This is a genomic window from Anaeromicrobium sp., from assembly GCF_025210435.1.
Classification (GTDB): Bacteria; Bacillota; Clostridia; order Peptostreptococcales; family Thermotaleaceae; genus Anaeromicrobium.
This window is the reverse complement of sequence record NZ_JAOART010000050.1, coordinates 25,090-41,570: the sequence shown is the minus strand read 5'-3', so window position 1 is coordinate 41,570 and position 16,481 is coordinate 25,090. Positions and strand designations below refer to the sequence as shown.

The following is a 16,481-nucleotide window of genomic DNA, read 5'->3' as shown; positions in this document are numbered from 1 at the left end:
CTTAGTTGAAAAAATCCGTGCAAATTTCCCATGGGTATAGTAATATTAAGTTAATGAGTCCTTATGATTGGATATAAAAAATTAATTTAAATTTATAGGAAAATAAAATGACTTTCAATTAACATATTAATTAGGTTGAAAAATATGGGGGAATAGCATTGGGTGCTAAAACAAAGAAACAACAGTTTATATATTCTATAAGTATAGGTATTTTAACAAGTATAATACTTACTGTATTGTTTTTTTTCGGTATTGATAATATAGAAAGTAAGGACAAACATAGGGAAAAACTAGAAGTAATGGGAAGATTTCTTAGATTCCAATCTGAAGCAGAGGCTACGATAAGTGATAGCATAAATTTACTAGAAGGCTATTTAGCATATATACAAACAAATCCTAATATATCAGAAGAGGATACAAATAGATATTTGAAGCAGCTATTGTCAAAAAAAACAACTTTCATAAGAAATATAGGCATTTTGAAGGAAACTACAATTATATGGAATTATCCCAGAGAAGGTAATGAAAAAGCCATAGGTCAAGATTTAACAACTATACCTAAACAAAAGGATGAAGTAATAAGGGTAAAAAAAACATTAAAGGGCATATTTACAGGACCTACTAATTTAATACAAGGAGGAGTTGGATTCATTGCTCGCTTACCCATAGTAATTGATGAGGAATATTGGGGCCAGATTAGTGTTATTTTAGATGCAGACAAATATCTTAAATATATAGGTGAAATGGCAAAAGAAGCCCACCTTAATATAGCCATATATAATGAAGGGAACTTTCCATTAAAACCATTTTATGGTGATGATGAAATAATAAATAGGGAGGGTATAGTCCTAAACGTAGAAAAACTTAATAGTAGATGGAAAGTTGTTATAGAACCTTTAGGGGGATGGAAAGGCTATGAAAGGAAAATTCTCATTTTGAAATGGTTAGCCATACTAGTTAGCACTATAATTGGATTTTTCGTACATATGATCTTATATACAAGGTATCAGCTAAATTATCAAGCTACAAATGATCAATTAACAGGACTAAACAACAGATATGTCTTAGAGTACTATTATGAAACTGTCTTAAAAAAAGCAGAGGCAAATAATAGATTCATGGGTATATTTTTAATGGATATTAATGATTTCAAAAGGATCAATGATAATTATGGACACAAGGTAGGAGACTTGGTTTTAATTGAATTTGCAAAGAGATTGAAATCCATTGGAATAAATGAAAAAAGAGTATTTAGACTAGGTGGGGATGAGTTTTTAATTTTGGTTTCAGAAATTAATGAACTTAAAGATTTAGAAGATGTTCATGGAATAATAAGAGAAGAATCAGCTTTTACATTTGAATATAAAGATATGAATATGGAGGTTATTCCTAGTATAGGTCTTGCCACTTATCCCATAGATGGAGATACTTTAGATAAAATTATGAATGTTGCAGATACAAGGATGTATGAGGAAAAAAGATTAACAAAAGAAAAAAAAGTTAATTGAAAGATTCCATAGTAACAAATAACCCTTATTTGACTCAATTAGATTAGTCAAATAAGGGTTATTTTATTTTTTAGTGTCTGTATGGTTAGAGTTCTTGTTTTTTTCCCACTTTTTATAATCCTCAAGCAAAATCAAGGCTCTTTTAATTGTCTTATCCTTTACCTTTGAAGGATTTTTAAGAATTTGTGACATTTGGACTAATTGAATTTCTAAATATTTAGGATTGTTAAGTTTATTAGAAATAGAACCTGTATCAGATTTCTTTTTTGATGCAGATAGGGATTCCTTAAACATCAATAACAGGAAACTATTTTTCTTTTTTTTAGGAACTTGCTTGGCTGATTCATAAACTTGAGCGAATAAATTCTCTAAGTTTCGCCTTCTATAATGATAAAATGCGATAAGTAAACCAATTCCTAAAATTATTATTGCACCAATAATAAACATATTTTTACTGTCCACTAAGCTCACTCCTTTAGAAAAGATACTATCTATTTTACCATAAATTCCTGAAAAATACACAATTTATTCCAAAAGTAATTGAAAGATTTGTAGTAAAATGCTTTTTGAACAATATTTCAAGAAAAAATGGAACAAATTTACTAAGGCATATTCAAAAAATAAATTAGCCATTTCACTGGTTAGTTGAATTATTTTCTTGGTTATGGAGTTGATTACATATCTTTAATATGCTCACTCACCGTGCCTTGAAAATGAATAATATTTAGGAATAAGGGCATCTATCGATAAAAGATAGGTGCTTTTCATATATTATAAGGACAGAACCTAATCCTTATTGACCTTTGTTTATTCTAAAAGAGAGAAGGTCTACTATTTGATTAAAATAAAAATGGAACTATTGACAAATAAAGGAAAAAGAATTATCATAACAATGAGAATCATTATCACTATTGGGGAGATTAGTTTGATTAAGTAAAAGTTTTTTTATCCACAATAACCGACGGTGACGTCGACGATTCGAAATATAATGAAGAGAGACGAGGAGATGTGAAGTGAAAAATAGTAAGCAAAAAGAGATGATTTTGAATGAAAATCTATGGAAAGTCATGTTTCAATTATCTTGGCCTGCGGTAATTGCAATGATTTTGTATGGATTAAATACGGTAGCAGATGTGATTTTTGTAGGACGGTTTGTGGGGGAGATGGCTCTTGCGGGAGTATCTTTGGCATACCCTTTAACTCAGATAACTTTAGGGTTAGGATCTTTAGTAGGTGTTGGAGCTGGCTCAGCGCTTAGTATTGCCATAGGTGCTAATGATCATGATACTCAGAAAAAGTTATTAGGTAATGCTAATTACTTGAATATACTATTCACCTTGATATTTACAGTAATTGGTACTGTTTTTGCCACAGAACTAGTGAAAATGATGGGTGGTTATGGTGAAGAACTTATCTTTGGAGTGAACTATTTCAAAGTCACTGTCTATGGTTCCTTTTTTTGGATAGCAGGCCTTGCTGGAAATATGATTGTGAGAGCAGAAGGAAAGATGAAATCAGCTGCTGTTATGATGGGTATAGGTCTTATCGTTAATATTATTGCCAATTATATCTTAATTGTTATTTTAAAATTAGGAGTTAAAGGAGCTGCCATTGGTACTAATATAGGTATGATTGTATATACGATTACTTCTTTAGTTTATTTTAGTAGGAAAAAGGCAACCTTTGATGCAAAACCTTTTTCAATTAATAGGGATAAAAAGATTATGAAATCTATTTTGTCTATGGGAGTACCTTCATTTATTATGACAATTATGTGCTTAATTCAAGCAATTGTTGTATTGAATGCCTTAACTAATTTTGGAACCATATCTGATGTGGCTTTCTATGGGTTAACATATAGAGTATTTACATTTATGCTGACACCTATTTTTGGTTTGATGCGTGCCCTACAGCCTGTAATAGGAATAAATTTTGGAGCATGCAAACATGATAGGGTTATTAGGAGTTTCAAGATTTTTGCTATAGGAGGAGCATTGATTATGTTACCATTTTGGTTGGTTATGATGTTATCTCCTAAAATGATTCTGAGCTTAATGTTGCCTCATAAGAGTTTTGTCATTGGAGAAATCATGAATTTCAGAATTTATATGGCATTACTTCCACTATTACCAATGATATTTATGTCAATGACTTTCTTCCCTTCTATTAATAAGGGGAAACATGCATCTATTATGGGTATAGCTAGACAATTGTTGTTTTATGTGCCTGTTATGATCATAATGCCAAGATTTTTTGGTATTAAGTGGGTGTATATTGGTTCATTTTTAATCGATTCAATTATTATTCTATGGGCTACTATTATAGTGGCTAGGGAATTCAAGGTTTTAAAAGGAAGCAATGAAAAGTTCAATTTACATCTAGGGGGAAATTAATGATTTATAGAATCATAAGATTTATCTAATATTAATAATATTTAGGAATAAGGGCAGGTTTAGATGGGCAAAACTTAAATATGGCTGTAACTGATCAATATATTAAAAAATTTGTAGGAAATATATTAAAAATCAAATAAAAAAGGGCATGTGGACAATTAAAATCCATGTGCCCTTGACTTTTGTCTTTTTAAATTGTCTATTATGAAGGAAATTCTCATAAAAAATTTAAATATGTGTCACAAAAGAATGTTTATATACGTTATAAGGGTGAAGATACATGGAGATCTTGGAGAGGAAGATATGAGATGAAGGAAAATCAATTAGAAGGGAGCTTTGATAATCAGGAGATATTAGAAAGTATTGTGAAGTTATATGGACAACCTCTTTTAAGGTATTGCCACAATATACTTTGTGATTATGCAGAAGCACAAGATGCTGTTCAGATGACTTTTATCAAAGCTTATAATAAGAGGAAAAATTTCAAAGGGGGCACAAATTTATCATCATGGTTATATAGAATTGCATATACAACCTGTATTGATATGATACGGAAAAAGAAATTATTATTTTTTATTCCCCAGGAAAAAACAAAGAATGATGATTTCATAAGGGAAGATCTAAAAAGGGCTCTATTAACTTTATCTCCATTGGAGAGGGCATTAGTATTTAGTAGGGTTATTGATGAGAAAAGCTATTCAGAGCTTGAAACTGTGTACAAGAGCTCTGCTACCACATTACGAAAGAGATATGAACGGGCAAAGAAAAAACTGGCCAAGGTATTAAAGGAAACAAATCCATATTATAAAAGATTGGAGGAGAGAAAATGAAATATGATTATGATAAAGAGATCATAAGGGATGCTATAGGTACTATTAAAACCCCAGAGTATGATATTATGTCAAAGGTTAAAAAGAATATGGAAGTTTCTACATATCCAATGAACATTAGAAAAAAAGCAGTAATTACATTAGTTACATGTATGTGTTTCATGTTTACTATGGGAGTAGGTGCAATCCATATGCCTATTATAAATGACTTTATTTATAGGATAAATCCAAACATTGCATTAATATTTCAACCTATATGCATAAGTAGCGAAGACCAAGGAATTGAAATGAAGGTAATTGGTGCTATAAATGATGATGAAATGGCCATTATATATGTATCTATGAGGGACTTAATAGGTGATAGGATAGATGAAACACTTGATTTATATGATTTTTCATTTACAGGAGCTAATATGTACAACAGCCAGATTGGCAATTATGACAAGGATAATAAAACTGCAATAATGAGAATACAAGGAAATGGGGGAAAAGAAATTAATGGAAAAAAAGTGAGTTTTTCCATAGAATCATTTATTAGTAAGAAGAAAATTTTTGATGGAATAGATGGAAAAATAAATCTTTCCCAGATAGAGAAGGCTAAAGAAACCCAATTAATTCAAGCTGGTGGAGGGGGAGGAAAATTATATAATGATCTTTTAGTAAATGGAAAGGTCAGGGTTTTGCAGACAGATAAAATAAATATAAGTATTCCTAAAATTGATTTTATGAGTATTTCGAATATAGGATATGTGGATGACCTTCTTCATATTCAAACAAGATGGACTAAAAGTGGAATTGACGACCACGGATACTTTTACTTTGTAAATGAAATGGGAGAAAAAATTTATGGTGATGTAACTAATTATTATTTTAAAGGTGATGAAAATTCAAAGAAGAAAAGTGGCTACTATATTGAATATGTTTTCAATGTGAAAAATATAGATTTAAACAAGGCAAAATTAAAAGGATATTTTGTAACGGACAATAATTATACACAAGGCAATTGGAAAACCACATTTAAGATCCAATCTGTAGTAGAAGAAAAGAAAGAGTATTGTAATATTAAATTAGGTAAGGGAACTATAAATAGAGTATCCATATCTCCATTAGGAGTAACTTTAGTGGGAGATGAAAATATTGAACTAGAAAAAGCAAATGTTAAAGTCAGTATGTTGGATAATAAGGTAGAAGAATTTAATTCATCAACTAGATTTGAGAGTGATGATGAAGTGAAGATTAAATTTATTTCATCAAAGCCACTAGATATTTCTAAAGTTAAATCAATAAAGATTAATGATGAAATCTTAAAATTCAATTATTGATTGCCAAAGATATATATTTTTTAACAAGTTTCTACAAAGAGATAAATAATTGCAAGATTCTTGGTATATTGATATAATTTACATATTAACGTATAAGGAGGAGGACTATGTCTAAAAAATTTCGTTTAATTACACGAAGTGATTTTGATGGGTTGGTTTGTGCAGTTTTGTTAAAAGAACTTGACTTAATTGATAATATTAAATTTGTTCATCCTAAAGATATGCAAGATGGTTTAATAGAAGTAAATAGTGGAGATATAACTACCAATTTACCATATGTAGAAGGTGTTCATTTAGCCTTTGACCATCATTTGAGTGAAACTATTAGGGTAAAGGGAAAAAAAGAAAATCATATTATTGATCCTAATGCTCCGTCAGCAGCAAGGGTTTTATATGAATATTACGGAGGAAAAGAAAGATTTCCAAATATTTCAGAAGATATGATTGTTGCAGTGGATAAAGCAGATTCTGCCCAATTTAACATGGAAGATGTATTAGATCCTAAGGGTTGGGAATTATTAAGCTTTATGATGGATGCGAGAACGGGTTTAGGAAGATTTAGAGATTTTAGAATATCTAATTATAATCTTATGATGGATTTAATTGATTATTGTAAGGATCATGATATTGATAAGATATTAGAATTACCAGATGTGAAAGAAAGAGTTGAGTTATATAATCAGTATGACGGTCAATTTAAAGAGCAAATCAAAAGAAATGCACAAGTCCATGATAATGTACTTGTTATAAATCTTAAGGATGAAGAAACTATTTACCCAGGAAATAGATTTATAAAATATGCTCTTTTCCCTGATACAAATATATCTATTCAGGTTATATGGGGATTCAAAAAACAAAATACAGTACTTACAGTAGGAAAGTCTATTTTCAATAGATCTTCAAAGGTAAATATTGGTGATATAATGTTAAGCTATGGTGGCGGCGGCCATAAAAATGCAGGAACATGCCAAATTGATCATGATAAGGTGGATGAAGTTTTATCTGAGATTATTGAAAAAATAAAGGAATAACAAGTGTATACATACTAAACATGGCAAGGGGTGGTTTATAGCTACCTCTTGTTATATTTTAAGAAAACTTATTAATAGACAATTTTTTAAAATGTATTTATAAATCAACCAGGAGTCCTTGTAATTATACGAAAGTTATGGTAAACTTTCAGTGTTGTCTGAATTTTTAAAAGTGTTTGTATTGGCTAAATTGAAGGCATAATATGAATTTTTTTCAAGGAAAATACTTTTGGATTTGGACTGCATACAATTTTATTTTAAAAAAAGTCATGGGGGGAAGAAAATGACAAATTTATTAAGGCAATGGAATCAAATAAGTTTGGTTAAGCGAATCCTTATTGGTTTGACCGTCGGTATTATTTTAGCTACTATAGCTCCAGGTGCAGCAAAACCAATCGCTATTTTTGGTTCATTATTCGTAGGAGGGTTAAAGGCAGTTGCACCTATATTAGTATTCTTCTTAGTAATGTCTGCCATCTCTCAACATAAGGCTGGCCAAAAGACTAATATGAAATCAATCATCGTTCTTTATCTTTTAGGAACATTTTTAGCAGGTCTTGTGGCTGTTGTGGCAAGTTTCATGTTCCCAGTATCATTAACACTTGGAGCAGGTATTGATAGTATAACGCCTCCAGGAGGAGTTGTTGAGGTACTAAAAACATTATTGATGAATGTGGTTGACAACCCAGTAAAAGCACTTTTTAATGCTAACTACATTGGTATTTTAGCTTGGGCATTACTTCTTGGTCTTGCATTAAAAAATGCACCAGAAACTACAAAAACAATGATTAATAATTTCTCAGATGCTTTAGCTCAAATCGTAAGATGGGTAATAAACTTTGCACCACTTGGTATTATGGGTCTAGTAGCTGGTACAATCGCTACAAGTGGTATAGGAGCTTTACTAGATTATGGAAAGTTACTTGCTTTATTAGTTGGTTGTATGGCTTTTGTAGCACTTGTTGTAAATCCAATTATTACATTTGTTATGATCCGTCAAAATCCATACCCACTTGTATTTAAGTGTTTAAAGGACAGTGGTATTACAGCATTCTTCACACGTAGTTCAGCTGCAAATATTCCAGTAAACATGAACTTATGTGAAGAATTAGGTTTAGACAAGGATACTTACTCAGTGTCAATTCCACTGGGCGCAACTATAAACATGGCTGGTGCAGCTATTACAATTTCTGTATTAACACTTGCAGCAGTTCATACATTAGGTATTCAAGTAGATATGGGTACAGCTCTAATTCTAAGTATTCTTTCAGCAGTAAGTGCTTGTGGAGCGTCAGGAGTAGCTGGTGGTTCATTACTACTTATTCCTCTTGCTTGTAGTTTATTTGGTATTCCAAATGATGTGGCAATGCAGGTTGTTGGTGTAGGTTTCATTGTAGGGGTTATTCAGGACTCTTGTGAAACTGCACTTAATTCTTCAACAGATGCACTTTTCACTGCTGTTTCTGAATTTGCAGAGTGGAGAAAAGAAGGAAAAGAAATCCGCATTAAGAAAGCAAGTAAGGTTGCTTAGATATTTAGTTAAATCCTCTATTTTAGTTTTAAAACTAAAATAGAGGATTTATTTTTATGTAATTTATAAATATAAAATATAATTTTAAGGACAAGACACATAACTATTTGTTCAGTTAATAAAATTTATCGTTTAAGTAAAACTGTTGGAAAATACCATATATTGTTGTAAAATCTAAGTAATATTAGATTTATAAAAAATTATGACAAAGATTAAATAAATGGAGATACATATATGAAGATTAGTATTAAAAAGAAAATCATAGGACCCCTTTTGTTTCTAATGATTATGCCAATTATAGCATTGAGCCTCTTGTCCTATTGGAATAATTACAAACTTATAAATAATTATGAAGTGGCAGAAGTAAATAATGAATTAAATGATTTAATAGTATTGTTAAATAGTGTTGAAAAAAACCATTATAGTAAAGAGTTTATGATAAATTACATAAAGTCATTAAACAAAAATAATATGTTCATTATTGAAAATGGTAAATTCATATATAATAGCATTGGAAATGAAAGTATTAATGAAGATAAAATTTTAAATGGTATTTGGAAAGATAAGAGAATATCTAATAGATATATTTTAAATTATAGGGTGTATCATCAATGGAATTGGAAAATAGGTCATTTGATTGACAAAAAAGAAACATCCTATAACACTTTGAGTACCAATGGAAATATGCTTGTATTAATTATTCTTTTTGTCTTATTTTCTTTAGAAGCCATTATTTTAATTACAGATAATATATCAAAACCTATAGGAATACTTTTGAATGGCTATAGGGACATTATTTCAGGTGATTTCAAAAATGAAATAGACATTAAAAGGGAAGATGAACTAGGACTTCTAGGTTATGCCTTTAATGATATGAAAAATGAAATTGCCAATAGAACAAATAAGTTTATACAAATGAAAAACTTTAATGAAGATATATTAAGGAGTATTTCAACTGGGATTATTACCACTAATATAGATGGGAAAGTGATGAAATACAATGAAGCAGCTGTTCATATGATTGAAAGGGAGATAGAATCATGTGAACCTAATATAGGAATCATAAGGGTCATTCTTAGGCAAATAATGAGTACTTTACAAAGGGAAGAAACTATTAATAGGGTAGAAAATTTTCAAAGTAAAGAAGAAGGAAAAGACATTTATTTAGATATTACAACTTCATTGATGAAAAATATTAAGGGAGAAAAAATAGGTGTCATATGTAGTTTTAATGATATAAGTAGTAGAAAGAGAATAGAGGATAAAATAGATAGAATTAATCGATTGGCTTCTCTAGGTCAATTAACTGCTGGGTTAGCCCATGAAATAAGAAATCCTCTTTCTGGAATGAAAATGAGTTCTCAAGTCTTGAAAAATAGATTATATGAATATTTAAATGATACGGATAAAAAATTATTTGATGCAAATATTAATGAAATTGATAGATTAAATGGATTAATAACAGATTTGTTAGATTTTGCAAGACCCCACTTGCCTAGATTTCAAGTTGTAAAGGTCCATAATGTTTTAGATCATGCATTACAATTCTCAAATAAAATAATATGTGAAAAAAAGATTGCTGTCTTAAAAGAAGAGAAAAGTGAACCTATATTAGCATATTTTGACAAGGGTCAATTGGCTCAAATCTTCTTAAATATTATAGGAAATGCTGTAAAATCCATGAATAAAGGAGGAACACTAAAAATTACAATGGGGAAAAGTGAGAGGATAAAAAAAGAATATATTCTTATAGGTTTTGAAGATAATGGATGTGGCATTGAAAAGGAAAATATCACTAAAATATTTGACCCATTTTATACTACCTATGAAAGTGGTACGGGCCTAGGGCTTTCCGTTGTTCATAAATTAATAATTGCAAATAATGGGGAAATTGAAGTTGAAAGTAAGATACATGTGGGAACAAAAATAAAATTATATATACCAATCTATAAGGGAGACAATTATGAAAAAGAAAGTATTGATTATTGATGATGAAGAACTGATTAGATTATCATTAAAGGAAGGCTTAAAGGATTTTAATTATGAAGTGGAAACTGCAAAGGATGGAAATGAAGCAATAGATAAGATTAACTATTTTAGACCAGATATAATCCTTTTAGATATGAAATTAAAAGGTGAGAACGGATTAGATATTGCCCAAAGTATTAAGAAAATAGATGATGCCATTGAAATCATAATAATGACTGCATATGGAGATATTAAAACTGCAATAAAAGCTATAAAAGTTGGAGCAACGGACTATCTAAAAAAACCATTAGATTTAGATGAGGTAAATGTATCCATATCCAAAGCATTAAAAAATCAATCTATAAAGAGAAAGCTTGAGATTTATGAAAAGCGTGAATCCAAAACGAACCATGAATTAATTGGAGAATCTAAGGTTATGGAAGATACTATTAAAAAGATTAATATATTATCAAAAAATGATTCTGTTACAGTATTAATAAGGGGAGAAACTGGAACAGGTAAAGAAGTAGTAGCTTCATCTATTCATCAAAATAGTATAAGGAAAGATTCTGTAATGCTTAGCATTAATTGTGCTACCATACCAAGTCAATTATTAGAAAGTGAATTGTTTGGCTTTGAGAAAAATTCCTTTAGTGGTGCAAATTCAAGAAAGAAAGGTTTACTTGAACTTGCCCATGGAGGAACCCTATTTTTAGATGAATTAGGAGAAATTCCATTAGATATACAGACAAAATTACTAAGATTTTTGGAAACCAGAAAGTTTAAAAGAATAGGTGGATTAGAATACATAGAGGTGGATATTCGAATTATTGCTGCCACAAACAAAGACCTTGAAGAAGCAATCAGAAAAAAAGAATTTAGACAGGATTTATACTATAGATTAAATGTGGTGCCTATTTTTATACCTCCATTAAGGGAGAGAGAAGAAGACATACTAAAAATTGCAAAATATTTTCTACATATTTATTCTAATAAATTTGGTAAATCTTTTGCAGGCTTTTCAAAAAAGGCGGAAAATCAGCTCATGAAATATTACTGGCCTGGAAATGTGAGAGAATTAAAAAACATAGTAGAAAGAATTGTAATATTAAACGATGGAGAAGTCTTAGATGTGGAAAATCTTCCTATAGAACTTCAAAATAATCCTTCAACAAAATTAGGGTCAGCTGGAATTGATGATTTTACTATAGAAGATAACTTTTCATTAGAAGATAAAATATCAGAAATTGAAAGAATATATATTAAAAGGGCATTAGATGAGGCAAAGGGAAATCATACAAATGCTTCAAAATTATTAGGTATTTCTAGGTTTGCTTTAAAAAGAAGAATGGAAAAATATTTTGATTAATGTGCGAAATCGAACAGTGTGATTGATTTCGCACATTTTTTTTGTGCGGAATCGAACAAATCCATTGTTTTAATTTTAAAAATTATTTGTAATAAGCAAGAATAGGCTTTTTTTATTCTTATTTTCAAAAAAATAGATTGGCATAAATGTTGCTTATATATTAGATATCTATGCATTATATGGAAATTTCACATAAGAGAATAAACAGAAGGAGTAATAAAATGGAAAAATTACTAAAAACAATTATTGAAAATAATAGGATATGGACCAAGGAAGGTAAGGTAGCAACCTACATACCAGAACTTGCAAAGGCAAATGGAGATGCATTAGGCATTCATATAGTTGACTTTCAAAGTAATGAATTTTATGAAGGAGATTATGAAACTAAATTTACAATTCAAAGTGTTTCAAAGGTAATTACTTTAATTTGTGCCCTAATGGATAAGGGAAAGGAAACGGTATTCTCAAAAGTAGGCTCAGAGCCTTCAGCAGATCCTTTTAATTCTATGGTGAAGCTAGAAACAAGGGATTGTCATACACCATTAAATCCTTTTATTAACTCAGGGGCAATCGTTACCACATCTTTAGTTGCAGGAGATAACGGAATTGAGAAATTTCATAGAGTTCATGAAATGATGAAAAAGATGGCACATAATGACCATATCAAAGTGAATTATGATGTATATAAGTCAGAAAAGTTAACTGGAAATACTAATAGGGCCATAGCCTATTACCTAAAGGGTGCAGAAGTAATAGAAAGGGATGTGGAAGATATATTAGATGCATATTTTAAATTATGCTCTATGGAGGTTACTGTAAAAGATGTGGCAAAAATGGCTGCTGTAATAGGAAATGGTGGTGTTGCACCTTGGTCAAATGAAAGGCTTATTCCTGAGGATGTGAATCAAATTGTTCAAGCTATAATGATGACTTGTGGTCTTTATAATGCTTCTGGAGAATATGCAGTAAATATTGGTATACCATCAAAGAGTGGTGTAGGTGGATGCATTATGGCCGTTGTTCCTAAAAAAATGGGAATTGCCGTAGTGGGCCCTGCACTAGATGAAAGGGGAAATACTGTGGCAGGAACAAAAGTATTAGAGGAATTATCTAAAGAATTAGAGTTAAGTATATTTAATTAGTTTTTTATGAAATTGTATTATATAGATTTCTGGTGTATAAACTTGCTTTATGCGGGCCTATTTCAGGAAAATATATTGAAAATCTTTTACATTGAAGTCCTTGTCACAAGCGACAGTGTGAATCTTCGTATATAGGTTCATGTGTCATGTTTAAGTAGCATAGGATGTTGTGACGTTCCTCAATTTCAAAAATTTCCAATATATTTTCCCTTATAGGCAAGCTACTGTATAGAGAAAGCTTAGTGTTACGAAATCTATAGTTTTATTAATTAAAAATTGGCTTTAGGTGAGCATACTTCAGGAAACCATTAAAAATTTTTTCCTTTTTAGGCAAGTTACTGTATTGGGAAAGCTTTGGGTTAATAAATCTATGATTGATTAAAAAGATAAAAAATATAAAGGAGAGTGCTTTTATGACAGAAATTTTAAATTCGCTGATTTCTATGGGGAATACCGTATTGTGGTCTTATGTACTTATAGGAATGCTACTTGTACTTGGAGTTTATTTCACATTTAGAACAAAATTTGTTCAGGTTAAACTTCTAGGTGAAACTATTAAGGTCCTAGGTCAAGGAAGAAGTAGTGTTGAAAATGAAGATGGAGAAAAGGGTGTATCTGCTTTTCAAGCTTTTTGTATTAGTGTTGCATCCCATGTTGGAACAGGTAACTTAGCTGGAGTGGCAATGGCAGTGGCTGTTGGTGGTCCAGGGGCAGTTTTTTGGATGTGGGTAATTGCTTTAATTGGAGCTGCAACCAGTTTTGTTGAAAATACTTTAGCACAAATTTACAAAGTAAAGGACGTAAATGGATATCGCGGTGGACCTGCTTATTATATGGAGAAGGCATTAGGTCAAAAATGGATGGGTCTTACTTTCTCAATTATAATTACTATAGTTTTTGGATTAGTATTTAACTCTGTTCAAGCAAATACAATTTCGGCTGCATTTGAAACAGCCTTCGGAATTGACAAATTATATGTGGGAGTAGGTCTGACAGTACTTACATGTTTAGTAATTTTTGGTGGAATTAAGAGGATTGCAAAGGTTGCAGAAATGATTGTTCCAGTAATGGCTACAGCCTATGTATTAGTAGCATTATTCGTACTAGCTAAGAATATTAGCATAGTTCCAGAAACATTAAAGCTAATAATAACTAGTGCCTTTGGATTTAAACAAGCTGTTGGTGGAGGAATTGGAGCAGCTATGATGCAAGGTATTAAGAGAGGGCTTTTCTCTAATGAAGCTGGTATGGGTAGTGCACCAAATGCAGGAGCAACATCTACAGTAAGTCACCCTGTAAAACAAGGTCTTATTCAAATGTTTGGAGTGTTTGTAGACACTATTATTATTTGTACTGCAACGGCAATGGTAGTTTTAATTTCAGGAGAATATGCCACTGAAGGATTAACAGGAATACAGCTTACACAAACTGCTTTAAGTTCTCAAGTAGGAGCTTGGGGTAGTACTTTTATAGCAGCCTGTATTTTACTTTTCGCATTTAGCTCAATAATTGGAAACTACTACTATGGAGAATCAAATATTGAATTTTTAAATGGAAATAAAACATGGTTGTTAATTTTTAGAATATCAGTAGCAGGTATGGTATTTTGGGGCACCCAATCGGCCGTGGCAATTGTTTGGAATATGGCAGATTTATTTATGGGTGTAATGGCAGTTATAAACTTAATCGCAATTGCCATGTTAGGAAAGATTGCCTTTGCAGCATTAGAAGACTATATAAAGCAAAAGAAAGAAGGAAAAGATCCTGTCTTCCATGTGGATAATATTGAAGGTTTAAAAAATGTTGAATGTTGGGGCATATCTAAAAAAATAAATACTAAAAAGGTAGTTTAATAATATTAAAAAGATGATCCTATTTAATTAACTTTATGATAGGGTCATCTTTTAAGTTTCCATATATTTAAAATATGTTAAAATAAAAAGAAGCGTGTAAAGACTTGAGGGGGACAATTATGGACAGTATTCCACGTAGGTTTATATGGCGGTTTGTTATATTATTTGTTGTGCTAGTGTTGTTAATCGGCAGTTTTTACCTAGGTAATTGGAGGTTGATTCTGAAAAATCAATATATTGAATCATTTGACAGCTCTATTGTACAATTAGATAATTCAATATCTGAATTTATTTCTACCTTTGAAAGTGCCCTAGAAATGTTTTCTCAAAATGAAATGATACAAAATGTTTCTGATTATCCAAGGGAATATTATTTACCTTCAAGACATTTGTTTAAATCATTTCAGCAATCATACCCATTTACTGCTTTTGCTTATTTTGCTCCTAATGAAATGATCTTAGGGAATAAAAAATTAGTTACTTGGCCAGATACATCAGAAGAACTAGAGTATGCAGATTGGGTTGCAAATCAAAGACCATGGTATACTAATGCAGTAAAGGCAAAGGGAAAAACGGCATGGACAAAGCCCTATTTAGATGCAACAACTAAAAAACCAATGATTACTATTTCTAAAGTAGTAAGAAATTTTAACAATGAATTTAAGGGAGTTATAGCCATAGATTTCTTTTTAGATGGATTGTCTAACAAAATTGAAAACTTTAAGGCCTTTAAGCAGGGACATGCCTTTTTAATTGATAAGGATAAGGAAAATTATGTTTTTATAACAAAGGATATAAAGGACAGACGATTTGATAATATTATTGAATCAAACTGGATATATAAAATTTTTGAAAGAAAATCAGGAAGCTTTCCTATAAGAGAAAATAATGTAAACTATTACGTAACTTATACTACAAATGAAGTAACTGGTTGGAAAGTACTTGGAATTATAGAAGAAGAGAAAATTTATAAGAAGACAAAAAATATGATGAAAGAAATATTTACTAGCAGTTTTATTATTATATTTATAGGAATCATATGTATAGTATATGTTTTTAATGAAATCACAAAATACATAAAGGATTTGAGTAGTTTCTTTAATAAAAATGAAGGTTATTCTAATATGAAAGACCATAAAAATAATGATTTATCAAATAAATTTGATTTAGCATTATCAGAAAGTGAAAATGAAGAATATTTCATAGATAAATCAAGTTCATATATTGATTTATTATTTGAGGCTGAATATGAAATGGAGAAAATTGTTAATATACTGGATGATAAATTGGAAAGGTACAATGATTTAAAGGTATTGAAGGAATTAGAGAGTGCTATTGATAGATTAGTTTATTTTAGAAATGAATTTAATAAGAGTTCTTCAAAGGTTCAACAAATCCAAAGGGACAATATAGAAAATTACATGAATGTAGTCCTTAATAGAATAAAAGATATAAAAGAAAAGGATAAGGACAATAGGGTTGAAGTTTTTTATGAAATTGAGAAGAAGATTATTATAAATGACAAAGTTTAGAT

At 30.4% G+C, this 16,481-nt stretch carries 12 protein-coding genes; 11 read left to right on the top strand and 1 reads right to left on the bottom strand.

From position 1 onward, the window contains the following. The first annotated feature begins 158 nt into the window (after positions 1 to 158). A complete protein-coding gene (locus tag N4A57_RS06210) occupies positions 159 to 1,508 on the top strand; it encodes a diguanylate cyclase domain-containing protein (protein WP_293656893.1) in 1,350 nt (449 codons plus the stop codon). A 63-nt stretch (positions 1,509 to 1,571) separates the two neighbouring features. On the opposite strand, the gene N4A57_RS06205 is transcribed toward N4A57_RS06210, so the two are convergent. Further along, positions 1,572 to 1,970 (bottom strand): hypothetical protein, encoded by a 399-nt coding sequence (locus N4A57_RS06205; protein WP_293656892.1) that lies wholly within the window; start codon positions 1,968 to 1,970, stop codon positions 1,572 to 1,574. Between the two features lie 551 nt (positions 1,971 to 2,521). Here N4A57_RS06205 and N4A57_RS06200 point away from each other — a divergent pair. The 10 genes from N4A57_RS06200 to N4A57_RS06155 all read left to right on the top strand — a co-directional run bounded on the left by N4A57_RS06200 (position 2,522) and on the right by N4A57_RS06155 (position 16,479). Further along, positions 2,522 to 3,901: an MATE family efflux transporter gene (locus N4A57_RS06200; RefSeq protein WP_330671467.1), complete on the top strand. Its 1,380-nt coding sequence runs from the start codon at positions 2,522 to 2,524 to the stop codon at positions 3,899 to 3,901. 236 nt (positions 3,902 to 4,137) lie between these two features. Further along, complete coding sequence (locus N4A57_RS06195; protein WP_293656890.1) at positions 4,138 to 4,731, top strand: RNA polymerase sigma factor; 594 nt, start codon at positions 4,138 to 4,140, stop codon at positions 4,729 to 4,731. Next, positions 4,728 to 6,053, top strand: coding sequence for a DUF4179 domain-containing protein (locus N4A57_RS06190; RefSeq protein ID WP_293656888.1), 1,326 nt, complete (start codon positions 4,728 to 4,730; stop codon positions 6,051 to 6,053). The genes N4A57_RS06195 and N4A57_RS06190 overlap by 4 nt, the downstream gene beginning before the upstream one ends. A 107-nt stretch (positions 6,054 to 6,160) precedes the next feature. Next, a complete protein-coding gene (locus tag N4A57_RS06185; RefSeq protein WP_293656887.1) occupies positions 6,161 to 7,084 on the top strand; it encodes a DHHA1 domain-containing protein in 924 nt (307 codons plus the stop codon). Positions 7,085 to 7,367: 283 nt separating this feature from the next. Further along, positions 7,368 to 8,615 carry a serine/threonine transporter SstT gene (sstT, locus tag N4A57_RS06180; RefSeq protein ID WP_293656908.1) on the top strand — a complete coding sequence of 416 codons (1,248 nt, stop codon included), beginning with the start codon at positions 7,368 to 7,370 and terminating at the stop codon, positions 8,613 to 8,615. Between the two features lie 234 nt (positions 8,616 to 8,849). Continuing rightward, positions 8,850 to 10,604, top strand: a complete 1,755-nt coding sequence (locus N4A57_RS06175; RefSeq protein ID WP_293656886.1) for a sensor histidine kinase — start codon at positions 8,850 to 8,852, stop codon at positions 10,602 to 10,604. Further along, positions 10,579 to 11,952: a sigma-54-dependent transcriptional regulator gene (locus N4A57_RS06170; RefSeq protein ID WP_293656885.1), complete on the top strand. Its 1,374-nt coding sequence runs from the start codon at positions 10,579 to 10,581 to the stop codon at positions 11,950 to 11,952. The genes N4A57_RS06175 and N4A57_RS06170 overlap by 26 nt, the downstream gene beginning before the upstream one ends. A gap of 221 nt (positions 11,953 to 12,173) precedes the next feature. After that, entirely contained in the window at positions 12,174 to 13,094 is a 921-nt protein-coding gene (glsA, locus tag N4A57_RS06165) for a glutaminase A (protein WP_293656883.1), read from the top strand. 413 nt (positions 13,095 to 13,507) lie between these two features. Beyond that, positions 13,508 to 14,947, top strand: coding sequence for an alanine/glycine:cation symporter family protein (locus N4A57_RS06160; protein WP_293656881.1), 1,440 nt, complete (start codon positions 13,508 to 13,510; stop codon positions 14,945 to 14,947). A 119-nt stretch (positions 14,948 to 15,066) separates the two neighbouring features. After that, a complete protein-coding gene (locus N4A57_RS06155) occupies positions 15,067 to 16,479 on the top strand; it encodes a cache domain-containing protein (protein WP_293656880.1) in 1,413 nt (470 codons plus the stop codon). Positions 16,480 to 16,481: the final 2 nt, after the last annotated feature.

Excerpts from the sequence above, each read along its gene's own strand:
- glsA (WP_293656883.1), top strand. The coding sequence starts at position 12,174 with ATGGAAAAATTACTAAAAACAATTATTGAAAATAATAGGATATGGACC.
- N4A57_RS06185 (WP_293656887.1), top strand. The coding sequence starts at position 6,161 with ATGTCTAAAAAATTTCGTTTAATTACACGAAGTGATTTTGATGGGTTG.
- sstT (WP_293656908.1), top strand. The coding sequence starts at position 7,368 with ATGACAAATTTATTAAGGCAATGGAATCAAATAAGTTTGGTTAAGCGA.
- N4A57_RS06160 (WP_293656881.1), top strand. The coding sequence starts at position 13,508 with ATGACAGAAATTTTAAATTCGCTGATTTCTATGGGGAATACCGTATTG.
- N4A57_RS06155 (WP_293656880.1), top strand. The coding sequence starts at position 15,067 with ATGGACAGTATTCCACGTAGGTTTATATGGCGGTTTGTTATATTATTT.
- N4A57_RS06170 (WP_293656885.1), top strand. The coding sequence starts at position 10,579 with ATGAAAAAGAAAGTATTGATTATTGATGATGAAGAACTGATTAGATTA.
- N4A57_RS06190 (WP_293656888.1), top strand. The coding sequence starts at position 4,728 with ATGAAATATGATTATGATAAAGAGATCATAAGGGATGCTATAGGTACT.
- N4A57_RS06175 (WP_293656886.1), top strand. The coding sequence starts at position 8,850 with ATGAAGATTAGTATTAAAAAGAAAATCATAGGACCCCTTTTGTTTCTA.